Raw genomic sequence first — 24,093 nt, forward strand, 5'->3', positions numbered from 1 at the left:
ATGGAGTTGGCCCGGGAGATCGCCCGCAAGGACGGCACACTGCTGCGCTTCGCCAAGACCGCGATCAACGGAATCGACCCCGTGGACGTGCACCGCAGCTACCGCTTCGAGCAGGGCTTCACCTTCGAGGCCAACCTCAGCGGCCTGGCCGACCGCATCCGTGAGGACTTCGGGACGCGAGAAGAGGGCGGGTCATGACCGACAGGAGCGATGGGGCCGGCAGGAGCGGCAGGAGCGGTGGGACCGGCAGGACCGACAAGCGAATGACGCCCGACGAGATCGTGGGGCGGCTGGCCAGCGGCATGACGCTCGGCATCGGCGGCTGGGGCTCGCGCCGCAAGCCGATGGCCCTGGTCCGCGCGCTGCTGCGGTCCGAGGTCACGGACCTGACCGTCGTGTCGTACGGCGGCCCGGACATCGGTCTGCTCGCCGCCGCCGGCCGCATCCGCAAGCTCGTCACGGCCTTCACGACGCTCGACTCGATCCCCCTGGAGCCGCACTTCCGCGCGGCCCGCGAGCGTGCCGCCTTCGACCTCGTCGAGCTGGACGAGGCGATGTTCATGCAGGGCCTCACCGCGGGCGCCCAGCGGCTGCCGTTCCTGCCGATCCGCGCGGGACTCGGCTCGGACGTCCTGCGGGTCAACCCCCACCTCCGGACGGTCACTTCGCCGTACGAGGACGGGGAGGAGCTCGTCGCCGTGCCCGCCCTGCGGATGGACGCGGCCCTGGTCCACCTGAACCGCGCGGACCGCTTCGGCAACGGCCAGTATCTGGGCCCCGACCCCTACTTCGACGACCTGTTCTGCGAGGCCTCCGACACCGCGTACGTCTCGTGCGAGCGGATCGTCGACTCCGCCGAGCTCACCGCGCACGCCGCGCCCCAGACGATGCTCGTCTCCCGGCACTCGGTGACGGGCGTGACCGAGACGCCCAAGGGCGCGCACTTCACGTCCTGCGTGCCCGACTACGCCCGCGACGAGCCCTTCCAGAAGGCCTACGCCACCGCGGCGGCCGACCCGGAGGCCTGGCAGACCTTCCGCGACCGCTTCCTCGCCGGGACCGAGCACGACTATCAACTGGCCGTCCAAGCCTGGCACAAGGAGCAGCGATGACCCTCCCGCGACCGACCGCGCCAGGGGCGCCCGGAGCCACCGCGACCCGCGCCGAGTACTGCGTGATCGCCTGCGCCGAGGCCTGGCGGGACGACGGCGAGATCCTCGCCTCCCCCATGGGCACGGTCCCCTCGGTCGCGGCCCGCCTCGCCAAGCTGACCTTCTCCCCCGACCTGCTGCTCACGGACGGCGAGGCCCTCCTCATCGGCGACGTCCCGGCCGTCGGCTCCGCGTCGGCGGTGACCGAGGGCTGGCTGCCGTACCGCAGGCATCTGACCATGGTGATGGGCGGCCGACGGCACGTGATGATGGGCGCGAGCCAGCTCGACCGCTTCGGCAACCAGAACATCTCGTGCATCGGCGCCTGGGAGCGCCCGAAGCGGCAGCTCCTGGGCGTGCGCGGCGCGCCCGTCAACACGCTGAACAACCCGGTGAGTTACTGGATTCCGCGGCACTCGACGCGGGTGTTCGTCGAGAAGGTCGACATGATCAGCGGGGTCGGGTACGACAGCGCGGCCGTCGCCGGGCCCTCCGCGACCCGCTTCCACGAGCTGCGCCGGGTCGTCTCCGACCTCGGCGTCTTCGACTTCAGGACCCCCGATCACACGATGCGCCTGGTGTCCCTGCACCCGGGCGTGACCCTGGAGGAAGTGCGCGAGGCCACCGGGTTCACCCTGGCCGTGCCGGACGCCGACATCCCGTACACCCGCGAGCCGACCGCCGAGGAGCTGCGGCTGATCCGCGACGTGGTGGACCCGGGCGGCCTGCGCGACCGCGAGGTGCGCCCGTGACACAGGAACCGCCGCCCATGACACCCACCCTGCGGACGCCGCTCACCGAGCTGGTCGGCGTCCGGCACCCCGTCGTCCAGACCGGCATGGGCTGGGTGGCAGGCCCCCGCCTGGTCTGCGCGACCGCGAACGCCGGGGCGCTCGGCATCCTCGCCTCCGCCACCATGACGGTCGAGCAGCTGCGGTCTGCCGTCCGCGAGGTCAAGTCCCGTACGCCCGCGCCCTTCGGGGTGAACCTGCGTGCGGACGCGGGCGACGCCAGGGAGCGGGTCCGCATCATCGTCGACGAAGGGGTGCGGGTCGCGTCCTTCGCGCTCGCGCCGTCCAAGGAGCTGATCGCCGAGCTCAAGGACGCCGGCGTGGTGGTCATCCCCTCGATCGGCGCGCGCCGGCACGCCGAGAAGGTCGCCGCCTGGGGCGCGGACGCCGTGCTCGTGCAGGGCGGCGAGGGCGGCGGTCACACCGGCGAGGTCGCCACCACCGTGCTGCTCCCGCAGGTCGTCGACGCGGTGGACATTCCCGTGATCGCGGCCGGCGGCTTCTACGACGGCCGCGGCCTGGTCGCCGCCCTCGCCTACGGCGCCGCGGGTGTCGCCATGGGCACCCGCTTCCTGCTCACCTCGGACTCGCCGGTGCCGGACGCGGTCAAGGCCCGCTATCTGGCCGCCTCCGTCAAGGACGTCACCGTCACCACGCGCGTGGACGGCCTCCCGCACCGCATGCTGCGCACCGAGCTGGTGGCCGGTCTGGAGAGGTCCGGCCGCGTCGCCTCCCTCGCCCGCGCGGTGCGGCACGCGGCGGCGTTCCGGAAGGTGTCCGGACTCGGCTGGGCGCGGCTGGTCCGCGACGGCCTCGCGATGAAGCACGGCAAGGACCTCACCTGGAGCCAGGTCGTCCTCGCCGCGAACACCCCCATGATGCTGAGATCGGCGATGGTGGACGGCCGTCCGGAGCTGGGCGTGATGGCGTCGGGCCAGGTGGCGGGCCTCATAGCCGACCTGCCCTCGTGCGCGGAGCTGGTGGGGCGGCTGATGCGGGAGGCGGACGAGGTCATGGACGGGTTGCGCGGTCGGTACGGACCGGGGTCAGGGTCAGGCCCGCCCGGCGACCGATGACCGGGGGCCGAGGTGGTCCAGGGCCCGGTCGGCGAGGCCGTCCGCCCCGCAGGTCCGCGCCAGGGTCAGGCCGTGCTCCAGCTCCACCGCGGAACCCGCCGCGATGCCGTACTCGACGCGGGCGACCGCGTGTTCGTACGCGCAGGGTGAGGCCTCCAGATAGCTGACGGCCTGGCGGTACAGCGCGACGGCGCGCGGGCCGCTCTCCAGGGCCGCCGCACACCGCAGCGCCTCACCGATCGCGGTGTCCGTGCCGAACCGCTCGGCCTGCATCCGGGCGTCCGAGACGAGGTGCGCCGCCCGCTTGGGATCCTTGCCGGCCAGGGCGCGGGCGAGGTCGTACGCCCATGGTGCGAGGACGGTGTTGTACTGGCCGCGCGCCGTCAGCGCCTTTGCCGTCGCCTCCAGTTCGTTGAGCCCCTCCTCCGTGCGGCCGAGGGCGAGCAGGAGGCGCCCGCGCACGGACGGCGCGTCGGGGACGTAGATCGTGGAGGCGGAGGGCGGCGCGAAGCCGTACCGGTCGGCGATCTCACCGGCCTCGTCGATGTGCCCGCGGGCCAGGAGCGTGTCGATGAGCATGCTGGCCGCCTCCCAGTGCATGGGCAGGCCCTGGCCGACACGGTCGGCGAGGCGCAGGCTCTCGCGCAGCGAGCGCTCGGCGTCGGTCAGCCGACCGCGCCTGCGGTACACATAGCCGAGGAAGGCGTGGGCGAGTGCGAGGTGTCCGCCGCTCCAGCCCGCGGTCTCGTAGGCGCGCACGGCCTCGGTGAACAGGCTCTCGGCGCGGTCGAGGCGGTCGGAGAAGGCGTACGACCCGCCGAGCATCAGGCGGAGCTCGAAGCTCCACTCCGTGTCGGTCCAGCCGAGTCCGGGCGCGAGGCGGCCGTTGACGAGGGCGCGGTCGCAGAGCTCGACGACCAGTTCCGCGCTCTCGCCGCGGGTCATGGCGTCGAAGGCGCGCAGGATGAGCAGGGCGCGCTCGGAGTTGTCGCGGCCGGTGAGAGGTCCGGCGAGGGCGGCGAGGCGCCGCGAGCGTCCTGGCGAGTCCTGCTCGCCCGCGTGGATGCCCTCCCACATGTAGTGCACGGCTTGCAGGCGCAGCCTCGCGGGTCCCGGTTCAAGTCCGGCCGCCTCCTCGGCGATGGCGCGCAGGCCTTCCTCCAGCTGGTCGTTGTGGACGAAGGCCTGGGAGAGACGGCAGACCGCGTCGACGCGCAGCTCCCCGTCGAGGCCGCGCATCGAGAGGGCTTCGCGCAGATGGCGGATGGTGGTGGCGGGCGAGGTGAGCATGGTGGCGCAGCCGAGTTCGTAGAGCACGCGCGCGTGGATCTCGGGCAGCGGAGGCTCGCGCAGGGCACGCTCCAGGCAGCGGCGGGCCGCGTCGGGCGCGCCGACGGCGAGGTGTTCGGCGGCGGCCTCGCGCAGCTGCTCGACGAGCTCGGGGTCGTCGTCCGGGTGGACTTCCAGGAGGTGCCGGGAGGCGGCCGCCGCGCCACGCCCGGAGAGGGTGACGACGGAGGCGGCCTGGCCGTGCATCGCGGTGCGGGTGGCCGCCGGGATGGAGCGGTAGACCGTGCTGGCGATGAGGGGGTGGACGAACTCCAGGCCGTCGTCGCCGTCGGTCAGGATGCGCGCGGCGCACAGCCGCTCCGCGCAGCGTTCGGCGCTGTCGGGCAGCATGCCGGCGAGCTGGGCGGCCAGGTCGAGGGAGATGGCGCTGCCGAGGATGGCGGCGGCCCAGGCGAAGCGGGTGGCGTCGGTGCCGAGTCCTTCGAGGCGGGCGACGAGGCCGCGGCCGCGGGCGGTGCGGTTGAGGGCGCGGAGTTCGTCGGCGGAGCTCTCCACCGGTTCCAGTTCGCTGTCCTGCACCTTGGCGAGGAGTTCGACGCTTTCGTACGGATTGCCGCCGGTGACCGCCCAGACCTCGCGGCAGAACGGGGCGTCGGCGTGCTCGCCGAGCGTCGCGCGGGTCAGGCCGGCCGCGGCGTCCGGTGTGAGGGCGCGCAGTGTGCTGAAGGAGCGGGCCTCGGCGGCGACGGTCGCGAGGTGGCGGGCGCTGTCGCCGGTGGCCTCGCCGGGCCTGCGGGCGACCACGACGAGCACGGGCAGTTCGTCCAGGCGCTGGGCGAACGTGGCGAGCCAGTGCAGTGTTTCCTGGTCGGCCCAGTGCGCGTCGTCGATGAGGAGGACGAGCGGCCAGTGCAGCCGGGAGAGCCGGGACACCGCTTCGACGAGGCCGTCGCAGACGCCTTGCGGATCGGCTTGGGGGCCGCCGGGCTCGGTTATGCCGAGGGCGGGTCCCGCGATGTCGTAGCAGTCTCCGAAGTACTCGCGGGCCTCGTCGGGGGTGAGCTGGACGAGCGCGGGCTGAAGGAGTTGTCGTACGACGTTGAAGGGGACGGAGGTGACCGTCTCGCCGCCGCGTGCGGACCAGACGGTGGCGCGGCCCTCCGCCATGCGGCGCACCTCGGCGAGGAGTGCGGTCTTGCCGATGCCGGCCTCTCCGCAGAAGGCGAGCAGGCCGCCCGTGGTCGTCGCGTCGGCGCAGAGCTCGTCGACGGCCCGCGCCACCGCGGCGAGTTCGGCGTCGCGTTCCCACAGCGGGGCCCAGGCGGCTCCTCCGGGCCGTCCCTGCGTCATCGCGCTACCTCCCGGGGTCGCTCAATCGACGTACAGAAGTCGAGACTAGCCGGGTCGGGGCCGCTGTGGAGCGCGGTCGGGCCAGGTACTCCCGCAAGGGGTGAGGAAGAGGGCGTCCCGGGGGCGGCCGGTGTACACCCGCGGGCCGCAGAGCCTGTGTCATGACCCCGGCCGGGTGGTCGCCGCCTGGCACGCACTCCCCCAAGGCCTGAAAGGCCAGGGGGGGACCCCCATGCCGCGTTGCCGAACCGCCCTGGTAGCTCCTCCCCCAGGCCTGAAGGGCCCGGGGGGACCCCCACCGAGGACGCTCCGGCGCCTTGCGATCGCACGCACCAGACGACGCCCACTGATCCGACCGGGGTTATGACACAGACTCTCAGAGTAGTTCGACGATGGTCACGTTGGCCTGGCCGCCGCCCTCGCACATCGTCTGGAGGCCGAACCGGCCGCCGGTGCGCTCCAGTTCGTGCAGGAGGGTCGTCATCAGCTTGACGCCGGTCGCGCCGAGGGGGTGGCCGAGTGCGATCGCGCCGCCGTTCACGTTGACCTTGTCGGGGTCGGCGCCGGTCTCCTTCAGCCAGGCGAGGACGACGGGGGCGAACGCCTCGTTGATCTCGACGAGGTCGATGTCGGCGATGCCCATGCCGGTCTTCTTGAGGGCGTGCGCGGTGGCGGGGATGGGCGCGGAGAGCATGCGGATGGGGTCCTCGCCGCGCACGGAGAGGTGGTGGACGCGGGCGCGGGGCGTCAACCCGTGTTCGCGTACGGCCCGTTCGCTCGCGATGAGGAGTGCGGCGGCGCCGTCGGACACCTGTGAGGAGCAGGCGGCGGTGATCGTGCCGCCGTCGAGGACGGGCTGGAGGGCCGCCATCTTCTCCAGGGTCGTGTCGCGGCGCGGCCCCTCGTCGGTGGCGACGTCGCCGTGGGCGACGAGTTCGCGGTCGAAGCGGCCCTCGTCGATGGCGCGGACCGCCCGCCGGTGCGAGCGGAGCGCGAACTCCTCCATGTCGCGGCGGGATATGCCCCACTTCTCGGCGATCAGCTGGGCTCCGTGGAACTGGTTCACGGGCCGGTTTCCGTAGCGGGCGCGCCAGCCGTCGCTGCCCGCGTACGGGCCTTCGGTGAGGCCGAGGGGTTCGGCGGCCTGCCGGGAGGCGAAGGCGATGGGGATCATCGACATGTTCTGGGTGCCGCCCGCGACGACGAGGTCCTGGGTGCCGGAGAGGACGCCCTGGGCCGCGAAGTGCACGGCCTGCTGGGAGGAGCCGCACTGCCGGTCGATCGTCACGCCGGGCACCTCTTCGGGGAGTCCGGCCGCCAGCCAGCTGGTGCGGGCGACGTCACCGGCCTGCGGTCCGACCGTGTCCAGGCAGCCGAAGACGACGTCGTCGACGGCGGCGGGGTCGATGCCGGTGCGCTCGACGAGCGCCTTGAGGACGTGGGCGCCCAGGTCGGCGGGGTGGACCCGGGAGAGTCCTCCCTTGCGCCTGCCGACGGGGGTGCGGACCGCTTCGACGATGTAGGCCTCGGCCATGACTGCGTGCTCCTCGGTCGGGGGGCGCCGGGTGGCGGCGCGCCGCTTACGTACGTACGGAGATGCCGTCCAGGACCATCGACAGGTACTGGCGGGCGATCTCCTCGGGGCTGTGGCCGCCGCCGGGGCGGTACCAGGACGCGGCGACCCAGACGGTGTCGCGCACGAAGCGGTAGGCGAGCCGGACGTCCAGGTCGGCGCGGAAGACGCCTTCCGCGACGCCCCGCTCCAGCGTCGTCAGCCAGGCCTTCTCGAAGCGCTGCTGCGAGTCCGACAGGTACTGGAAGCGCTCCTGTGCGACCAGGTGTCTGGCCTCTTTCTGGTAGATGGCGACGGCGGCGCGGTGCCGGTCGATCTCCCGGAAGGACTCGGTGACGAGGGCTTCGAGCGTCGCGCGGGGGTCGAGCTGGGCCTGGAGCACGGCGTCGTACCCGTCCCACAGCTCGGTGAGGAAGGTGCGGAGGATCTCTTCGAGCATCGACTCCTTGGAGTCGAAGTGGTAGTAGAGGCTGCCGGCGAGCATCCCCGCGGAGTCGGCGATCTTGCGGACCGTCGTCGCGTTGTACCCCTGCTCGGCGAAGACGTCGGCGGCGATGCCGAGGAGTTCGCGGCGGCGCTCGGGCGAGGGGCTCACCTGGGGCTTCTTCTTGGTGGCGGCTTTGTCACCGGCACTCTGTTTCTGATTCGGCACACCGTCATTCTCCGCCTACGCGTGCTGGCTGCTGACCGAGACCGTCTCCCCCGTCATGTACGAGGAGTAGCCGCCGGCCAGGAAGACGATGACGTTGGCTATCTCCCAGGGCTCCGCGGGCCGTCCGAACGCCTCTCGCGCGGTGAGCTCTTCGAGGAGCTCGGGCGAGGTGACCTTCGCGAGGTGGGGGTGGAGGGCGAGGCTGGGCGCGACCGCGTTGACCCGGATGCCGTGGGGGGCGGCTTCGAGGGCGGCGCACCGGGTGAGCGCCATGACGCCCGCCTTCGCCGCCGCGTAGTGCGCCTGTCCTGTCTGGGCGCGCCAGCCGAGCACGGACGCGTTGTTCACGAGGACACCGCCGCGGCCGGTGGCGCGCATGCGGCGCAGGGCGGCGCGGGTGGCGCGGAAGGTGCCGGTCAGCGTGACGTCGACGACTCTGTCCCACTGCTCGTCGGTCATCTCCGTGAGCTCGGCGGTGCCGCCGAGTCCGGCGTTGTTCACGACGATGTCGAGGTGGTCGTGGCGCCGCTCCGCCAGGTCGAACAGCGCCTGGACCTGCCCTTCCTCGGTGACGTCGCACGGAATGCCGTCGACGCGGTCGGCGCCGAACTCCTCGGCGAGCGACGCCACCGTCTCCTTGGTGCGGCGCGGGTGGGCGTCTCCTATGACGACGCGCGCGCCCTCCTCCAGGAAGCGGCGCGCGGTGGCGCCGCCGATGCCGGCTCCGGCGGCCGCCGTGATCACGGCGGTGCGGCCCGCGAGCAGATCGTGCGCGGGCACATAGGCGGGTGGCTCCATGGCGGCCTCCGATTCCGGGTCCGGGCCCTCGACGGCCGGTCCCCCTTCAGGCTAATCTACCAAACACTTGTTAGGGAAGTGGATCGAAGAGGTGGGTCACCGATGGACCTCGACTTCACCGCCGGGGAAGAGGAGTTCAGGCAGCGGGCGCGCGCCTGGCTCGCGGCGCACGTGCCGGCCGCGCCCCTGCCCTCGCTGGAGACCGAGGAGGGTTTCGCGGCCCACCGCGCGTGGGAGCGCACACTCGCCGCCGACCGCTGGTCGGTGGTGTCCTGGCCGGAGGAGTACGGCGGACGGGGCGTCGACATCGTCAAGTGGCTGGTGTTCGAGGAGGAGTACTACGCGGCGGGCGCGCCGGGCCGCGTCTCGCAGAACGGCATCAGTCTCCTCGCGCCCACCCTCTTCGCCTTCGGCACCGAGGAGCAGCGCGCGCGGGTGCTGCCCCCCATGGCGACCGGCGAGGTGATCTGGGCGCAGGCCTGGTCGGAGCCGGAGGCGGGCTCCGACCTCGCGTCGCTGCGCTCCACCGCCCGCCGCACGGACGGCGGTTGGCTGCTCAGCGGGCAGAAGACGTGGTCGTCGCGGGCCGCGTTCGCCGACCGCGCGTTCGGCCTGTTCCGCAGCGGAGCGCCCGAGGGGGGCGGGGACAAGCCGCACCGGGGCCTGACGTATCTGATGTTCCCGCTCGACGCGGACGGGGTGACGCTCCGTCCCGTCGGGCGCCTGGACGGCAAGCCCGCCTTCGCCGAGCTCTTCCTGGACGACGTCTTCGTGCCGGACGAGGACGTGATCGGCGAGCCGGGCCAGGGCTGGCGGATCGCCATGTCCGCCACGGGCGACGAGCGCGGTCTGACGCTGCGCTCCCCCGGCCGCTTCCTCGCCGCCGCGGACCGGCTGGTCCGGCAGTGGCGACAGCACGGGGTCCCGGCCGACACGGCGCTGCGCGACCGGGTCGCCGACGCCGTCGTCGGGGCCCGTGCCTACGCGCTGTTCACCTGGGCCAGCGCCTCGCGGTCCATGGCCGGGGAGACGCTCGGCGCCGAGTCCAGTCTCAACAAGGTCTTCTGGTCGGAGTACGACATCGCGCTGCACGAGACGGCGCTCGACCTGCTCGGCCCGGACGGCGAGCTGACCGACGGCGCCCCACCGGACGACGCCGACCGGACCGACTGGGTCGACTGGGCCGAGGGTTACGTCTTCGCGCTCGCCGGACCCATCTACGCGGGGACGAACGAGATCCAGCGCGACATCATCGCCGAGCGCCTGCTCGGTCTGCCGAAGGGACGCCGCTGATGAGGTTCCTCCTCGACGAGGCGCAGCGGGAGTTCGCCCGCTCCCTGGACGCGATGCTGACGGCGGCCGACACGGTGGGGGCCACGCGCGCGTGGGGGCGCGGCGACCACGCGCGGGGGCGGGCGGTGTGGGCGAGGCTGGCGGACGCGGGGGTCTTCGCGCTGCCGGTGCCCGAGGAGTACGAGGGGGTGGGGCCGCTCTCCGTCGAGACGGCCGTCGCCTTCGTGGAGCTGGGGCGGCACGCCGTGCCGGGGCCCGCCGTCGAGACGGTGGCGGCGGCCGTGCTCCTGGCGCGGCTGGCCGAGGAGGGTGAGCGGGGACCGGCCAAGCGCTTCCTGCCCTCCCTCGCCTCGGGGGCGGCGAGCGCGACGCTGACGCTGCCGGACGGCGGCCCGCACGCCCTGGACGCCGACGCCGTGGACCTGATCCTCGCGGTGACCGACGGCGACCTGCGGCTGGCCCCCGGGCACGCGCGCGTGCGCCGCTCCCTCGATCCCGCACGGCGCCTCGCCGCGCCGCTGCCCGGCGGGGAGCTCCTCGCCTCGGGTCCGGCCGTGACCGCGGCGGCGCGGCGGGCGGGCGAGTGGGCGGCGCTCGCCACGGCGGCGCAGTCCCTCGGCGTCGGCCTGGCCCTGCTCGACAGGACCGTCGCGTACGTGAAGCAGCGCACCCAGTTCGGGGCGCCGGTCGGGACGTTCCAGGCCGTCAAGCACCGGCTCGCGGACGTGCTGGTGCGGCTGGAGTTCGCGCGGCCGCTGGTGTTCGGCGCCGCGACGACCATGGCGCCGGCCGATGTCGCCGCCGCCAAGGTCGCCGCGGGCGAGGCGGCGTACGGCGCGGCCCGTGCCGCGCTCCAGCTGCACGGGGCGATCGGGTACACGGCGGAGTTCGACCTGTCCCTGTGGCTGACGAAGGCGCGGGCGCTGCGGAGCGCATGGGGGGATCCGGGGATGTGGCGGGGGCGAGTACTCGACGCCCGCTGGTGAGAGGGGGCTCTGCCCGCTCCTGCACGGCGTACCGCTTTCCGGGAACAGGAGCCGTCCGCGGCCCCCGGGATGCGATGATCAAGCGCAGGGGTGCGCCGACCGAGAAGGAGGCCCCACGTGCGCGTGATCGGGCTGATGTCAGGGACCTCGTACGACGCGATCGACGCGGCGGCCGCCGATCTGGCCCTGGACGGCGACTGTCTGACGCTCACTCCCCTCGGGCTGATCAGCCGTGGCTACGACGCGGGGCTGCGCGCCCGGCTCGCGGCCGCGCTGCCGCCCGCCGCCACCACGCTCGCCGAGGTCTGCCGCCTGGACACCGGCATCGGGCGGGCCTTCGCGGCCGCCGCGGCCGAGGCGGACCGTGAGCTGTGCGACGGACGGGCCGAGTTGGTCGCCTCGCACGGGCAGACCGTCTACCACTGGGTGGCGGACGGGCAGGTGCACGGCACGCTGCAACTCGGGCAGCCCGCGTGGATCGCCGAGGCGACCGGCCTGCCGGTGGTCGCCGACTTCCGCCCCCGGGACATCGCGGCCGGCGGCCAAGGGGCGCCCCTGGTCAGCCTGGTGGACCGGATGTGGCTGCGCGGCAGGCCGGGCGCTCCGGCCGCGCTGAACCTCGGCGGCATCGCCAACATCACCGCGGCCGACGGGACCGCCTTCGACACCGGCCCCGCCAACGCGCTGATCGACGCCGCGGTGCGCGAGGCGACGGACGGCCGCCTCGCCTACGACCTGGACGGCGAACTGGCCACCCGCGGCACGGTCGACGACGGGCTCCTCACCCGGCTCCTGGCCGAGCCCTACTACGCCCTCCCGGCGCCGAAGACGACGGGCAAGGAGCTCTTCCATCTGCCCTATCTGCGTGCGGCGTTGGAGGGGTACGAGGAGCTGCCCGCCGAGGACGTCGTCGCCACGCTCACCCGCCTCACCGCCCGCACGGTCGCCGACGCCGTCCGCTCCGTGCGCGCGTCCGAGGCCGTCGTCTCCGGCGGCGGGACGCGCAATCCGGCGCTGATGGCCGCGCTGCGGGCGGAGTTGGGCGAGGGGATCCCGGTGCGCACCTCCGACGAGCTGGGCCTGCCCGCCGCGGCGAAGGAGGCGTACGCCTTCGCCGTCCTCGGCTTCCTGACCCTGCACGGCCTCCCCGGGACCGTCCCCGCGAGCACGGGGGCGCGGCACGCGAGCGTGCTGGGTTCGATCACGCCGGGACGCCGGGGAACGCCGTGGCCCCGGACGGTGGAGGGGGCCGTGGCACCCGAGAGGCTCCTGGTCAACGGGCATGCGAGCGCGGGCCGGTAGCGGACAGCGGGGGCCGACGGAAAAGGCCGATACGCCGATACTGGACGGCCCCCTCTCATCCGTCTTTCACGCGGTGCTCATACGCTGACGGCCATGACCCAGATGACTCCCCCCGGCTGGTACCCCGATCCCGGCCAGACCGCCGGCGGTCCTCCCACCGAGCGCTGGTGGGACGGGAACGTGTGGACGGACCAGGTGCGGGCCGCCGGCGGTACGGCGGCGTACCCGACTCAACAGGCCTTTCCCGCCTACCCCGGAGAGGCGCCCGCCCCGCGCCGCAGACTGCGCGTGGCGATAGCCGCCGGTGTGGTGCTCGCCGTGCTCGCCGGGATAGGCGGCGGTGTGTACGCCCTGACCGCGGACGACGACGGGGACGGCGCCGACACCGCGGTCCGGGAGCCGTCGGCCGACGCCCCGCGGGAGCCGGGAGAGCCGCAGGCGCCGGAGTCGCCCCGGGCGCCGCGGTCGCCGGGCGCGCCCGAGGGGCAGCCCCCGGGGCATGACCCGGGCTTCGCGAGCGACGTGGTGAACGGCATCAGGATCCCCGTGCCGGACGGCTGGAAGGGCGGCACCACGCAGTTCGGCGCCGGGGTCCAGACCGACCCGATCCCCTGCCCCGGCAACGCGGAGGAGCAGTGCACCCGGGGCAGCGCCTACTCGCAATCGGCCGAGCAGCTGAAACTCGACGGCAAGACGCCCGAGGCGGCCGCCAAGGAAGACATCAAGAAGAACGCGAAGCAGGGGTACGGCGGCAAGACCTACGGCAAGATCACCTCGCACAAGGTGCTGGCCTCCGAGCCGATCACCGTGGCGGGCCAGAAGGGCTACCACGTCCGCTGGAAGGCCGTCACGCAGAAGAGCGACGACGGCTACGTCGAGTCGCTCGCCTTCCCGTCCCCCACCGACAAGTCGAAGCTCGTCATCGTCCGCATGGGCATCGACGTCAACGAGAAGGCCCCCTCACCGTCCGCCATGGACGAGATCGCGAAGGGGATCAAGGCGGGCCCGGTCGTCGACGGCGGCGGGGCCGGCCAGGACGTATAGCGGAGACATGTAGCGGAGACGTGTAGCGGACCGGAGAGCCGGGCCGGGCGGACGGGACCGGAGAACCAGGACCGGACGGGGTTCCTCGCCGCTCAGGAGGAACCCCGTCCGGCCCGGGGGTGCGCGCCGCCCCCGTCCCCACGGTGCGGCGCGGGCGGGCCCGGGTCCCGTCATCCGACAGACCCGGGCCCACGATCAGGTGAGGCCCAGCGCGGGGAGCACGCAGGCCTCCACGAAGCGGGTCACGTACTCCTCGTCGGCGTACGCGCCCTCCAGGATCGGCCTGGCCCGCAGCACGCCGAACAGCTGCACGGAGAGGAACTCCACCGCCGGATGCCCCGCGGCGATCTCGCCGCGCTCGACACCGCGCTCGATGATCGCCGCCATGGCCCTGAGCTCCGGCTCGACCAGCGTCTCGCGCAGCACCCGCTGGAGGTCCTCGTCCTGAAGGACCGCGTGGCTGAGCGCCTGCACCAGCATCGTGTCGCGCCCCGACTGCTCGCCGGCGGCCCTGGCGGCCTCCCGCAGGTCCCCGGCGAGGCTGCCGGTGTCGATGCCGGCGAACCGCACGCAGCGGTTGGCGCGCAGCGCGGCGGCCACGAACTGCGGCTTGGTCTTCCACTGGCGGTAGAGCGTGGACTTGCTGCACCGAGTGCGGGCGGCGACGCCTTCCATGGTCAGCGCCTCGTAGCCGCACTCGCGGAGCTGGTCGAGGACGGCGTCGTAGAACTCCTGCTCACGCTCGGGCGTGATCTTCGAGCGGCTCGACGTCGACGTCATGGCTCTTCTCCTCGGTACGGCGGCCGATCGGCTCGATCGACACCTTTCGAAACGCGAGTGTACCGGTACGCCACCGTATCGGTACACTGGCGTATCGATGAGTGGGGCGATCCTCCGCTCAGACCGCACTACCCAGTCATCACGCAAAGGGGCCGGGGGATGGAATCCCGAACCGAGCCTGCCGAACGGGAGCCGGACATATCCGTCCGGAAGCCGGGCGCGACCGCCGTCCGGAAGCCGGACACAGCTGCCCGACCGCCCCTCGTCCGGGAGCTCCTCCTCGTCGTAGGACTTTTCCTCGTCTACAAATTCGGCAGGCAGCTCGCCAACGGGCACACCGGCGAGGCCTTCCACAACGCGCACCGCGTGTGGGACGCCGAGCGCTCGCTGCACCTGCCCGGCGAGGGCGCCGTGCAGAACGCACTCCTCAGCAGCGACTCGCTGATCCACATCGCGAACACGTACTACGCGACCGTGCACTTCCCGGCGACGCTGCTCTTCCTCGTCTGGCTGTACTGGCGCCGCCCGCGGCACTACGTGTGGACGCGGCGGGTGCTCGCCGCGCTGACCGCGGCCGCGCTCGTGCTCCACCTCGGCTTCCCGCTCGCGCCGCCGCGGATGCTGGACGCCGCGCACCTCGTCGACACGGCCCAGGTGTACGGGCCGTCGGTGTACGCCGCCAAGCCCGCGACCGACACCATGGCGAACCAGTTCGCGGCCATGCCCTCGCTGCACTTCGGCTGGGCGCTGATGCTCGCCGTCGGACTGATCGTCGCCACCTCCACGCGGTGGCGCTGGCTCTGGCTGCTGCACCCGCTGCTGACCCTGCTCGTGGTGGTCGGCACCGCCAACCACTACTGGCTCGACGCGCTCGCGGCGACCGCGCTGCTCGGCATCGCCCTCGCGGTGATCCGGCTGCCCCGGCCCGGACGCTCCCTCGTCGTGCGCCGCTCGGCGCCCGCACGGGAACTGATCACCTCGGGGGCCGGCCGGTGAACGCCACGCTGCTCGCCGTCGCGCTCTCCCTCGTCTCCGCGGCCGCCTACGCCGCCGCGGCGGTCGCCCAGGAGCGGCTGGCCTCCCGCGTCCGCGAGGGCGAGGGCGGGGCCGTGGGCATGCTCGCCAGCGGCACCTGGTGGTCCTCCGTCGGGCTCAACGCGTCCGCCGCGCTGCTGCACGTGGCGGCCCTGAAGTACGGCCCGCTCACCCTGGTCCAGCCGCTCGGCGCCCTCACCCTGGTCGCCGCCGTGCCGCTGGGCGCGCGGCTCGCGGGCCGCCGGGTCACGCGCCTGGAGTGGCGCGGCACCGGGCTCACGCTCATCGGCCTCGGCACGCTGCTCCTGACCGCCTCGGGGCCGGCGCCGGACGACACGCTGACCGTGCCGGAGGCGCTGGTCGTGGCCGCCGCGACCATGGCGGTCATCGGCGTCCTCTCCCGGCCCGGCACGCGGCCCGGACTGCGGCACGCGACGGCGTCCGGCTTCGCCTCCGGGGTCGCGTCGGCGCTCACCCAGACCGTGACGGTCGCCGTCACGGACCGGTCGGGCCCGCTGCTCAGCCCGCAGGTGGTCGTCGTGGCGCTGCTCGTCGCGGCGTTCGCCGCGGGCGGGCTGCTGCTCTCGCAGACCGCCTACCGCGGGGGCCTCGGTGCCCCGCTCGCCGTGGTGACCCTCGCCAACCCCGTGGCGGCCTCGGTCATCGGCGTCGCCCTGCTCGGCGAGCGCCTCCAGGGCGGAGCGGGCGGAATCCTCGTCGCGGTGGCGGGCGGGGCGGTGGCGGCGTACGGGGTGGTGGTGCTGACGCGCTCGCCGCGCGGCGCCGCGGGCGAAACCGTGGCCGAGCCGCTGCCCTCGATCCCGGCTCAGCCGGTGGAGTCCGCGGGGCTGCGGCTCTCTCGGTCCTGAGCCCTGTTCCCTCTCCCGGTACGACAACGGCGTCGGCCGTACCCCCGTCCCTCCCGGGTGGGTGCGGCCGACGCCGTTTGGGGCTGCGGGCCCGATGTGGCTGGTCGCGCAGTTCCCCGCGCCCCTGGGACGCCGGCGCTCGGTCGGACGCCTCGCGCCCCGGACGGGGGCCTGCGCTCGGCTATCCGAACCCTCGCGCGTCCTGCTTCAGGGCCGTGTCCACCGTGAGGGCCGTCGCCACGACGAGGCTCAGGAGCGGCTCGGGGAGCTGATAGTGGATCTGGAGGACGTAGTTGTCCGCCGTGGTGAACATCGTCTTGGCGAGGCCCTCCCACGTCTTCGTGATCCGGGCCACCTCGTTGTCGGCGTGGTCGACGATCGCGAAGTTCCAGGCGCGCCAGTTCTCCGCCTTGATCGCGCCGACCTGCTGGCCGTTCACCATCATCGCGAAGTTGATCTTGCCGATCATGTTCTGCTGGACGATCTCGCCGACCTGCTGCCCGTCGGGGCGCTCGACGATCACCCGCGACTTCATGAACTTGCGGGGCCGCGTCAGCATCATCTGCGGCTGGCCGTACGCGTCGCGGATCTCCAGCTTGTGCGTCATGAACTGGTCGACGCTGGCGACGAAGCGGGCGACCTTCTTCAGGGCACTCTGGCCGACCTGGACGACCGAGCCGAGCGTGTTGCCCGACTGGTCCATCACGCTGTACTCGTTCGTCAGCTCGATGAGCTTGGCCTTCTGGTTCACGACCAGGACCGGCTCCGTGAACAGCGTGCCGCCGCCCTGCGCGGACGGGGCGACGCCGGCCTGCTGCTGCACCTGGCGCTGCACCTTGGCCGGGTCGGCCGCCGGCGGAGCCTGCATCGGCGCCTGCGGCTGGCCGAACTGGCCCTGCGGCTGGCCGCCGAACTGGCCCTGCGCGGGCTGCTGGGCCTGCGCCGGCTGCTGGGCCTGCTGCGGAACCTGCTGGGCCTGGGCCTGGGGGGCCTGGCCCTGCTGGGCCGGGCTGGTGTGGTCCGTCCACTGGGAGCCGTCCCACCAGCGGAGCAGCTGGGCCGCGCCGTGCGGGTCCGGGTACCAGCCTGCAGGAGTGTTCGAATGCGTTGTCACCCGGGAGACCCTACCCCCCGGGTACGGGCCGTCCGCCAGTCACTTTGCACGGGTGTGACCTCCGACTCAGCGGGCGGCGGGCCGCGGGCCGCGCGCGGGTTCGTCGCGGCTGGTCGCGCAGTTCCCCGCGCCCCTGAGGAGCGCCCTTCGGGCAGCTCCTCAAGGGCGCCGTCAGAACGCGACCTCCACCCGCAGCCCCTCCCCGCCCTCCCGCAGCTCCACCGCCGACACACGTCCCGCCGCCCGCACATCGCCCTCCGCCGCCGCGAAGCGGTCGAGGGTCGCGCGCGGTGCCGTGACCGTGGCGTGCGCGACGTCCGCCCGCATCGACAGCTTCGCCCGCGACTTGGCCCCGCGGATCGCCGCGATGGCCTCCGCCGCCGTGCCGAGGACCGCCGCGTCGCCCGCGTGCTCGCGCGGCTCCGCCCCGCTCGGCCAGGCGGCACGGTGGACGGAGCCCGCCCGCCACCACGACCAGACCTCCTCCGTGACGAAGGGCAGGACCGGCGCGAAGAGCCGCAGCAGGACGTCGAGCGCCGTGTGCAGCGCCGCGCGGGCCGACGCGGTCGCGGCCGCGTCGCCGTGGTCGCCGTACGCGCGGGCCTTGACCAGCTCGACGTAGTCGTCGCAGAAGCGCCAGAAGAACTGCTCCGTGCGTTCGAGGGCGCGCGAGTAGTCGAAGGCGTCGAAGGCCGCGGTGGCCTCCTCGGCGGCCGACGCCAGCTCGGCGAGCAGCGCACGGTCGAGCGGCTCGGTGACGGCGGCCCCCGCGGGGGCGTCGCCGAGGCTCAGCACGAACTTGCCGACGTTCAGCAGCTTCGTGGCGAGGCGGCGGCCGATCTTCATCTGGCCGACGTCGAACGCCGTGTCCGTGCCGGGGCGGCCGCTCGCCGCCCAGTAGCGGACCGCGTCCGCGCCGTGCCGGACGAGCAGGTCGTCCGGGGTGACCGCGTTGCCCTTGGACTTCGCCATCTTCTTGCGGTCCGGGTCGAGGATCCAGCCGGAGATCGCCGCGTGCCGCCACGGCAGCGCACCGTGCTCGGCGTGGGAGCGCACGATTGTGGCGAACAGCCAGGTGCGGATGATCTCGTGGGCCTGCGGGCGCAGGTCCATCGGGAAGACCCGCGCGAACAGGTCCGGGTCGGTCAGCCACTTGCCCGCTATCTGCGGGGTGAGCGAGGACGTCGCCCAGGTGTCCATGACGTCCGGGTCGCCGACGAAGCCGTGCGGGGCGCCGCGCTGCGCCGGTTCGTAGCCGGGCGGGGTCTCCGCGCTCGGGTCGACGGGCAGGGCGGAGCGGTCGGGGACGATCGGGTGGTCGTGGTCGGGCCGGCCCGAGCCGTCCAGCGGGTACCAGACGGGGATCGGGACGCCGAAGAACCGCTGGCGGCTGATCAGCCAGTCGCCGTTGAGGCCGCCGACCCAGTTCTCGTAGCGGATCCGCATGTGCGGCGGGTGCCAGGCCAGTTCGGTGCCGCGGGCCAGCAGCCGGTCGCGCAGCGCGGCGTCGCGGCCGCCGTTGCGGACGTACCACTGGCGGGTGGTGACGATCTCCAGGGGCTTGTCGCCCTTCTCGTAGAACTTCACCGCGTGCGTGACGTGGCGTGGTTCGCCCCTGAGCTCGCCGCTCCCGCGCAGCATCCCGACGACCCGCTCGCGCGCCGTGTGCGCGGTGGCGCCGGCCAGCTCCGCGTACGCCGCGACGGCCGCCGGTGTCTCGACGCCGCTCGGCGGCTCGGCGCGGAAGCGGCCGTCCCAGCCGATCACCGGCCGCGTGGCGAGCCGCAGTTCGCGCCACCACGTGACGTCGGTGGTGTCCCCGAACGTGCACACCATCGCGATACCCGTGCCCTTCTCCGGGGTGGCGAGGCGGTGGGCGACGACGGGAACCTCGACGTCGAAGAGCGGAGTGCGGACGGTCGTGCCGAACAGGTGCCGGTAGCGGTCGTCGTCGGGGTGGGCGACGAGGGCGACGCAGGCGGGGAGCAGTTCGGGGCGGGTCGTCTCGATCTCGACGGGGCGGCCGTCGGCGCCGTGGAAGGCGAGGCGGTGGTAGGCGGCGGGCCGCTCACGGTCCTCCAGCTCCGCCTGGGCGACCGCCGTACGGAACGTGACGTCCCAGAGCGTGGGCGCCTCGGCGACGTACGCCTCACCGCGCGCGAGGTTGTTGAGGAACGCGAGCTGCGAGGCCGCGCGGGCCTCGGTGCCGATGGTCCGGTACGTACGGGACCAGTCGACGGAGAGCCCGAGCCGCCGCCACAGATTCTCGAAGGCCTGCTCGTCCTCGGCGGTGAGCTGCTCGCAGAGCTCGATGAAGTTCCGGCGCGAGATGGGGAGTTGGCGCTTGCCGGGGTTCTCGGGCGGGGTGAAGTCCGGGTCGTACGGCAGGGCGGGGTCGCAGCGGACACCGAAGTGGTTCTGGACGCGCCGCTCGGTCGGCAGGCCGTTGTCGTCCCACCCCATGGGGTAGAAGACTTCCTGGCCGCGCATGCGCCGGTAGCGGGCGACGGCGTCGGTGTGGGTGTACGAGAAGACGTGGCCGACGTGGAGCGAGCCGCTGACCGTGGGCGGCGGGGTGTCGATGGAGAAGATCTCGTCCCGCGTCTTCGAGCGGTCGAAGGCGAATACGCCCGACTCGTCCCATCGCCGAGACCACTTCTCTTCGAGCCCGTCGAGGACGGGCTTCTCGGGGACGCCTGCACGGCGACGGGTGGATGCCATGCCTCTGGATGCTAACCACGCCCGCCGCCCGCAGGCGCCCCCTTTTTCTCGGCCCTCCTCGGCCCTCCCGGTGTCAGACGGTGATGATCGCCGGGTCGCTGACGCCCGCCGCGCCGGTCTCCACATGGCCCGCGAGACGCCGCAGCCATCCGGCGTCGCCGTCGGACTTCACGGTCAGGTCGTACCAGCGCTTGCTCGCCCGCAGGTCGACGGTGTGCTCCACGGAGGAGCCGGCCCTGACCTTGAAGGTCTGGCCGGCGCCGCCGTAGGCGTTGGTCACCGTGAGGTTCACATCGGCGCTGCCCGCGTTCTTCAGGGTCAGCTTGATGTTGCCGGTCGTGCCGTCGTGGCGGGCGACGACCTCGGGTCCCGCCTTCTTGCCGGGGCCCTTGAAGGTGCGCAGGAAGCCGTTGGGGCCGAAGACGGAGAGGTCGTAGGCGTCCTTGGAGTACTTCGAGTTCCAGGTGTCGGAGACCGACTTGCCGGCCTCCGTGGTGTACGTCCACGGGCCGTCGGTGCGGTTCGCGGACCGGACGTGGAAGCAGACGCCGGCCTTGGCGCCCCCGCTGAAGGTGAGCGCGAACTTCCCGGCGACGGGGTCCGCTGCGCCGTCCACGAGCGGCGCGTACGGCAGCGCGCGGGCGGGCCGGGAGCCGCGCTCCTGCTTGGGCAGGGCCGGGTTGGCGGGCGCCTTCGGCACGTAGTCGGGGTGGCGCTTGTTGTCCGGCGGCTCGTAGGCGGCGGTGTCGGGGAGCTCGGCCAGGTCGGTGTCCTTGCCGCTGAAGTCGAACGCGGACGTCAGGTCGCCGCAGATCGCGCGGCGCCACGGCGAGATGTTGGGCTCCTTGACGCCGAAGCGCTTCTCCATGAACCGGATGATCGACGTGTGGTCGAAGACCTCGGAGTTCACGAAGCCGCCGGTGCTCCACGGCGAGACGACGATCATCGGGACGCGCTGGCCGAGGCCGTAGTGCCCGGCCGCGTAGGAGGCGTTGCCCGGGAAGTAGTCGAGGGTGGTGTCGACGGTGGACTTGCCCTGGTTCGCGTCCTTCGGCACGTACGGCGGGACGATGTGGTCGAAGTAGCCGTCGTTCTCGTCGTAGGTGATGAACAGGGCCGTCTTCGCCCACACCGCGGGGTTGGAGGTGAGCGCGTCCAGGACCTGGGCGATGTACCAGGCGCCGTAGTTCACGGGCCAGTTGGGGTGCTCGGTGAAGGCCTCCGGGCAGGCGATGTAGGAGACCTGCGGGAGCCTGTCCGCCTTCACGTCGGCCGTGAGGATGTCGAAGTAGCCGTCGCCCGCCTTGGCGTTGGTGCCCGTGCGGGCCTTGTCGTACAGCGGGTCGCCGGGCTTGGCGTTGCGGTACCTGTTGAAGTAGAGGAGCGAGTTGTCGCCGTAGTTGCCGCGGTAGGCGTCGTCGATCCAGCCCCAGTGGCCCGCCGCGTCCAGGCCGTCACCGATGTCCTGGTAGACCTTCCAGCTCACACCCGCCTGCTCCAGGCGCTCCGCGTACGTCGTCCAGTCGTAGCCGAGCTCCTGGTTGCCGAGGACCGGGCCGCCGCCCTTGCCGTCGTTGCCGACGTGGCCCGTGAGCATGTAGTAGCGGTTGGGGTCGGTGGCCCCGATGAACGAGCAGTGGTAGTCGTCACAGACCGTGAACGCGTCGGCGAGCGCGTAGTGGAACGGGATGTCGTTCCGCTCCAGATAGGCCATCGTCCGCTCGGACTTCGCGGGGATCCACTGGTCGTACGCGCCGTTGTTGAACGCCTTGTGGCCGCCCGCCCAGTCGTGGTCGAGGCCGGCGATGAACTGCATGCCGAGGTTCTCGGCGGTCGGGTGGAAGGGCAGCACCTCCTTGCCACCGCCCCGCTGGTGCCAGACCGGCTTGCCGCTGGGCAGGGTCACCGGGCGCGGGTCGCCGAAGCCGCGTACGCCCTTCAGCGTCCCGAAGTAGTGGTCGAAGGACCGGTTCTCCTGCATCAGTACGACGACGTGCTCGACGTCCTTGATGGTGCCGGTGGTGCGGGCGGCCGGCAGGGACGCGGCGCGGGCGATGCTCTGGTTGAGCATGGCGAACGTCGCGGTGCCGCCGGCCAGCTGCATGAAGCGGCGCCGATTGAGTTCAGGCATGAAGGTTCCGACCTCGTGTTTTGTGGGGGACGTGAGCGGGGTGAAGTGTGCCAAGGGGAGCAAGCGCTACGGAAGAGCCTGTGACGGCTGTGTGAAGAGAAGTCCAACCTCTGGCGGGCAGGACACAAGCGACGGGCATCGTGGCGGAAACCCGTACATTCAGCGCAGGCATTTCTTCACGCGTCGTGCACACGTCGGGCCCTCTCGCAGCCCTCTCGCGGTCCTCTTGCGACCCTCTTGCGGCGATAGGTGCCGTAGGCAACCATGAGGCCATGACTCTGCGCGTCCATGGCACCTGCGCCCCCGGGTTCGAGCGCGTGCGTGCGGAATTCGAGCGGAACTTCACCGAGCGCGACGACCTCGGAGCGGCCGTCGCCGCCACGGTCGGCGGCGAGCTCGTCGTCGACCTGTGGGGCGGCGACGCGGACCGCACCGGTGCCCGCCCCTGGGAGCGGGACACCCTGGTCAACGTCTACTCCACGACCAAGGGGACGACGGCGCTCTGCGCCCATCTCCTGGTCGACCGAGGCGAGTTGGACCTGGACGCGCCCGTCGCGCGGTACTGGCCGGAGTTCGCGCGGGAGGGCAAGGACGACATCCCGGTGCGCTGGCTGCTGAGCCACCGCGCCGGTCTCATCGCGCCGCACGAACCGCTGGCGCCGGGCGCGGTGTACGACTGGGAGAGGGTGACGGACGCGCTGGCGGCGACGCGGCCGTGGTGGCGGCCCGGCACCGCCCAGGGCTACCACGCGGTGACGTTCGGCTTCCTCGTCGGCGAGGTGGTGCGGCGCGTCACGGGTGTCTCGCTCGGGACGTTCCTGCGCGCCGAGGTGACCGGGCCGCTCGGCGCCGACGTCCACGTGGGCACGCCGGAGAGCGAGCACGGGCGGTGCGCGGACATGGCACCGGCCCTCCGCGCCGCCGAGGAGCCGCCGCCTTCGACGGAGCCCGGCGAGGCACCGACGTCGCCCCGCACGGATGCCGGTGCGGAACCGAAGTCGTCCCGCACCGTCTTCGGTGAGGCACCGAAGCCCCCGGTCGGCGGTCTGGCGGACCACCCGATGGCGCCGGTCACGCTCGCCCTGGGGTACCTGCCGCTCGGCGACGTGAACGCCGCGGCCTACCGCAGCGCGGAGATACCCGCGGTCAACGGCCACGCCACCGCGCGCGGACTCGCCGCCGTCTACGCCGAGTTGGCCAACGGCAAGCTCCTCTCCCCCGGCGCCGTGCAGCGGCTGCGCACCCGGCAGGGCGGGGGCGACGAACCGGACCTGGTACTGCGGGCGGGCCTGCCGCTCGCCGAGAACTGGCCGTGGGGCCTCGGCTACATGCTCAACCAGTTCGGGCAGGCGGGCCCCAACCCACGGGCGTTCGGGCACGGCGGCGCGGGCGGTTCCTACGCCTTCGCCGACCCGGAGAACGGCGTCTCGTACGCGTACACCATGAACCGCATGGGCGCCGGGACCTCCGGCGAGGACCTGCGCAGCATCCACCTGGTCGGTGCGCTGTACGAAGGACTGGCCGAACCGGCCCGGGTGCGGGGCCCGATGATGGGGTCATGACTTCACGCAGAAGAGCCGTCTTCTTCACGGGCGAGCCGGACGACCCCCGCTACGGCGCGGTCACCACCGGGGACGAACGGGCCATGCTCGTCAGCTTCCTGCGGTCCCAGCGCGAGACGCTGGAGATCAAGTGCCGAGGGCTTGAGCGGGAGTTGGACCGGCGGTCCGTGGCGCCGTCCGCGCTGTCGCTGCTCGGCCTGGTGCGGCACCTCACCGACGTGGAACGCCGCTGGTTCCGCAAGGACCTCGCAGGGCTGGACGTCGCACCCCTCTACGCCACGCCCGACAACGCCGACGAGGACTTCGACGGCGCGGTGGCGGAGCCCGGCGCCGTCGCGGCGGCCTGGGAGGCGTGGCGCGCCGAGGTGGCGTTCGCCGAGCGGTTCGTCGAGGAGGCCGCCGACCTCGACGTGGCGGGGCAGGACTCCTGGCTGGGCGCGGTGTCGCTGCGCTGGGTGCTGCTGCACATGGTCGAGGAGTACGCGCGCCACAACGGCCACGCCGATCTGCTCCGGGAGCGGATCGACGGGGCGGTGGGGCTGTAGGCCGCGGCCCGGAGGGGCCGCCGGTACGGG

Annotated in this window: 19 protein-coding genes and 1 pseudogene; 12 read left to right on the plus strand and 8 right to left on the minus strand. The window is 73.0% G+C overall.

Features of this window, described 5'->3' with window-relative positions:
* The 4 genes and pseudogenes from ACZ4Z4_RS30370 to ACZ4Z4_RS30385 form a co-directional block, all read left to right on the plus strand.
* A pseudogene (locus ACZ4Z4_RS30370) lies at positions 1-198 on the plus strand (enoyl-CoA hydratase); the annotation flags it as partial.
* Positions 199-263: 65 nt separating this feature from the next.
* On the plus strand, positions 264-1,112 hold the full coding sequence (locus ACZ4Z4_RS30375) for a CoA transferase subunit A (RefSeq protein WP_468334262.1): 849 nt from the start codon (positions 264-266) through the stop codon (positions 1,110-1,112).
* Complete coding sequence (locus tag ACZ4Z4_RS30380) at positions 1,109-1,903, plus strand: CoA-transferase subunit beta (RefSeq protein WP_468334265.1); 795 nt, start codon at positions 1,109-1,111, stop codon at positions 1,901-1,903. The genes ACZ4Z4_RS30375 and ACZ4Z4_RS30380 overlap by 4 nt, the downstream gene beginning before the upstream one ends.
* A 17-nt stretch (positions 1,904-1,920) precedes the next feature.
* A complete protein-coding gene (locus tag ACZ4Z4_RS30385; RefSeq protein WP_468334268.1) occupies positions 1,921-3,018 on the plus strand; it encodes an NAD(P)H-dependent flavin oxidoreductase in 1,098 nt (365 codons plus the stop codon).
* On the opposite strand, the gene ACZ4Z4_RS30390 is transcribed toward ACZ4Z4_RS30385, so the two are convergent.
* From ACZ4Z4_RS30390 to ACZ4Z4_RS30405, 4 genes are all read right to left on the minus strand, one after another.
* On the minus strand, positions 2,995-5,658 hold the full coding sequence (locus tag ACZ4Z4_RS30390) for an ATP-binding protein (RefSeq protein WP_468334271.1): 2,664 nt from the start codon (positions 5,656-5,658) through the stop codon (positions 2,995-2,997). The genes ACZ4Z4_RS30385 and ACZ4Z4_RS30390 overlap by 24 nt on opposite strands.
* A 376-nt stretch (positions 5,659-6,034) precedes the next feature.
* Positions 6,035-7,192, minus strand: coding sequence for an acetyl-CoA C-acetyltransferase (locus tag ACZ4Z4_RS30395; RefSeq protein WP_468334274.1), 1,158 nt, complete (start codon positions 7,190-7,192; stop codon positions 6,035-6,037).
* Between the two features lie 46 nt (positions 7,193-7,238).
* On the minus strand, positions 7,239-7,883 hold the full coding sequence (locus ACZ4Z4_RS30400; RefSeq protein ID WP_468334277.1) for a TetR/AcrR family transcriptional regulator: 645 nt from the start codon (positions 7,881-7,883) through the stop codon (positions 7,239-7,241).
* Positions 7,884-7,898: 15 nt separating this feature from the next.
* The gene (locus ACZ4Z4_RS30405; RefSeq protein WP_468334280.1) at positions 7,899-8,681 is read right to left on the minus strand and encodes an SDR family oxidoreductase; all 783 of its coding nucleotides are present in this window, start codon (positions 8,679-8,681) and stop codon (positions 7,899-7,901) included.
* A gap of 102 nt (positions 8,682-8,783) precedes the next feature.
* On the opposite strand from ACZ4Z4_RS30405, the gene ACZ4Z4_RS30410 reads away from it, so the two are divergent.
* From ACZ4Z4_RS30410 to ACZ4Z4_RS30425, 4 genes are all read left to right on the plus strand, one after another.
* Positions 8,784-9,974, plus strand: coding sequence for an acyl-CoA dehydrogenase family protein (locus ACZ4Z4_RS30410; protein ID WP_468334283.1), 1,191 nt, complete (start codon positions 8,784-8,786; stop codon positions 9,972-9,974).
* Positions 9,974-10,960 carry an acyl-CoA dehydrogenase family protein gene (locus tag ACZ4Z4_RS30415; RefSeq protein WP_468334286.1) on the plus strand — a complete coding sequence of 329 codons (987 nt, stop codon included), beginning with the start codon at positions 9,974-9,976 and terminating at the stop codon, positions 10,958-10,960. Before ACZ4Z4_RS30410 ends, ACZ4Z4_RS30415 begins: the two co-directional genes overlap by 1 nt.
* A gap of 117 nt (positions 10,961-11,077) precedes the next feature.
* Entirely contained in the window at positions 11,078-12,262 is a 1,185-nt protein-coding gene (locus ACZ4Z4_RS30420) for an anhydro-N-acetylmuramic acid kinase (RefSeq protein WP_468334289.1), read from the plus strand.
* 93 nt (positions 12,263-12,355) lie between these two features.
* Positions 12,356-13,306 (plus strand): DUF2510 domain-containing protein, encoded by a 951-nt coding sequence (locus ACZ4Z4_RS30425; protein ID WP_468334291.1) that lies wholly within the window; start codon positions 12,356-12,358, stop codon positions 13,304-13,306.
* A 195-nt stretch (positions 13,307-13,501) separates the two neighbouring features.
* On the opposite strand, the gene ACZ4Z4_RS30430 is transcribed toward ACZ4Z4_RS30425, so the two are convergent.
* Positions 13,502-14,086: a TetR/AcrR family transcriptional regulator gene (locus ACZ4Z4_RS30430; RefSeq protein WP_362994993.1), complete on the minus strand. Its 585-nt coding sequence runs from the start codon at positions 14,084-14,086 to the stop codon at positions 13,502-13,504.
* A gap of 159 nt (positions 14,087-14,245) precedes the next feature.
* On the opposite strand from ACZ4Z4_RS30430, the gene ACZ4Z4_RS30435 reads away from it, so the two are divergent.
* Both ACZ4Z4_RS30435 and ACZ4Z4_RS30440 read left to right on the plus strand, forming a co-directional pair.
* Complete coding sequence (locus ACZ4Z4_RS30435; RefSeq protein WP_468334294.1) at positions 14,246-15,082, plus strand: phosphatase PAP2 family protein; 837 nt, start codon at positions 14,246-14,248, stop codon at positions 15,080-15,082.
* Positions 15,079-15,990, plus strand: coding sequence for a DMT family transporter (locus ACZ4Z4_RS30440; RefSeq protein ID WP_468334297.1), 912 nt, complete (start codon positions 15,079-15,081; stop codon positions 15,988-15,990). The genes ACZ4Z4_RS30435 and ACZ4Z4_RS30440 overlap by 4 nt, the downstream gene beginning before the upstream one ends.
* 181 nt (positions 15,991-16,171) lie before the next feature.
* Here ACZ4Z4_RS30440 and ACZ4Z4_RS30445 read toward each other — a convergent pair whose 3' ends face one another.
* The 3 genes from ACZ4Z4_RS30445 to ACZ4Z4_RS30455 form a co-directional block, all read right to left on the minus strand.
* A complete protein-coding gene (locus ACZ4Z4_RS30445; RefSeq protein WP_468334300.1) occupies positions 16,172-17,104 on the minus strand; it encodes an LURP-one-related family protein in 933 nt (310 codons plus the stop codon).
* Positions 17,105-17,275: 171 nt separating this feature from the next.
* A complete protein-coding gene (valS, locus tag ACZ4Z4_RS30450) occupies positions 17,276-19,825 on the minus strand; it encodes a valine--tRNA ligase (RefSeq protein WP_468334303.1) in 2,550 nt (849 codons plus the stop codon).
* 73 nt (positions 19,826-19,898) lie between these two features.
* A complete protein-coding gene (locus ACZ4Z4_RS30455; protein WP_468334306.1) occupies positions 19,899-21,956 on the minus strand; it encodes a phosphocholine-specific phospholipase C in 2,058 nt (685 codons plus the stop codon).
* 272 nt (positions 21,957-22,228) lie between these two features.
* On the opposite strand from ACZ4Z4_RS30455, the gene ACZ4Z4_RS30460 reads away from it, so the two are divergent.
* Complete coding sequence (locus tag ACZ4Z4_RS30460) at positions 22,229-23,518, plus strand: serine hydrolase domain-containing protein (protein ID WP_468334309.1); 1,290 nt, start codon at positions 22,229-22,231, stop codon at positions 23,516-23,518.
* Positions 23,515-24,063 carry a DinB family protein gene (locus ACZ4Z4_RS30465; protein ID WP_468334312.1) on the plus strand — a complete coding sequence of 183 codons (549 nt, stop codon included), beginning with the start codon at positions 23,515-23,517 and terminating at the stop codon, positions 24,061-24,063. Before ACZ4Z4_RS30460 ends, ACZ4Z4_RS30465 begins: the two co-directional genes overlap by 4 nt.
* The last annotated feature ends 30 nt before the right edge of the window (positions 24,064-24,093 follow it).

This window comes from Streptomyces sp. NPDC030245, assembly GCF_055572995.1.

Coding starts and splice junctions, on each gene's coding strand:
- ACZ4Z4_RS30375 (WP_468334262.1), top strand. CDS start 264: ATGACGCCCGACGAGATCGTGGGGCGGCTGGCCAGCGGCATGACGCTC.
- ACZ4Z4_RS30380 (WP_468334265.1), top strand. CDS start 1,109: ATGACCCTCCCGCGACCGACCGCGCCAGGGGCGCCCGGAGCCACCGCG.
- ACZ4Z4_RS30385 (WP_468334268.1), top strand. CDS start 1,921: ATGACACCCACCCTGCGGACGCCGCTCACCGAGCTGGTCGGCGTCCGG.
- ACZ4Z4_RS30390 (WP_468334271.1), bottom strand. CDS start 5,658: ATGACGCAGGGACGGCCCGGAGGAGCCGCCTGGGCCCCGCTGTGGGAA.
- ACZ4Z4_RS30395 (WP_468334274.1), bottom strand. CDS start 7,192: ATGGCCGAGGCCTACATCGTCGAAGCGGTCCGCACCCCCGTCGGCAGG.
- ACZ4Z4_RS30405 (WP_468334280.1), bottom strand. CDS start 8,681: ATGGAGCCACCCGCCTATGTGCCCGCGCACGATCTGCTCGCGGGCCGC.
- ACZ4Z4_RS30410 (WP_468334283.1), top strand. CDS start 8,784: ATGGACCTCGACTTCACCGCCGGGGAAGAGGAGTTCAGGCAGCGGGCG.
- ACZ4Z4_RS30415 (WP_468334286.1), top strand. CDS start 9,974: ATGAGGTTCCTCCTCGACGAGGCGCAGCGGGAGTTCGCCCGCTCCCTG.
- ACZ4Z4_RS30425 (WP_468334291.1), top strand. CDS start 12,356: ATGACCCAGATGACTCCCCCCGGCTGGTACCCCGATCCCGGCCAGACC.
- ACZ4Z4_RS30430 (WP_362994993.1), bottom strand. CDS start 14,086: ATGACGTCGACGTCGAGCCGCTCGAAGATCACGCCCGAGCGTGAGCAG.
- ACZ4Z4_RS30435 (WP_468334294.1), top strand. CDS start 14,246: ATGGAATCCCGAACCGAGCCTGCCGAACGGGAGCCGGACATATCCGTC.
- valS (WP_468334303.1), bottom strand. CDS start 19,825: ATGGCATCCACCCGTCGCCGTGCAGGCGTCCCCGAGAAGCCCGTCCTC.
- ACZ4Z4_RS30455 (WP_468334306.1), bottom strand. CDS start 21,956: ATGCCTGAACTCAATCGGCGCCGCTTCATGCAGCTGGCCGGCGGCACC.
- ACZ4Z4_RS30460 (WP_468334309.1), top strand. CDS start 22,229: ATGACTCTGCGCGTCCATGGCACCTGCGCCCCCGGGTTCGAGCGCGTG.
- ACZ4Z4_RS30465 (WP_468334312.1), top strand. CDS start 23,515: ATGACTTCACGCAGAAGAGCCGTCTTCTTCACGGGCGAGCCGGACGAC.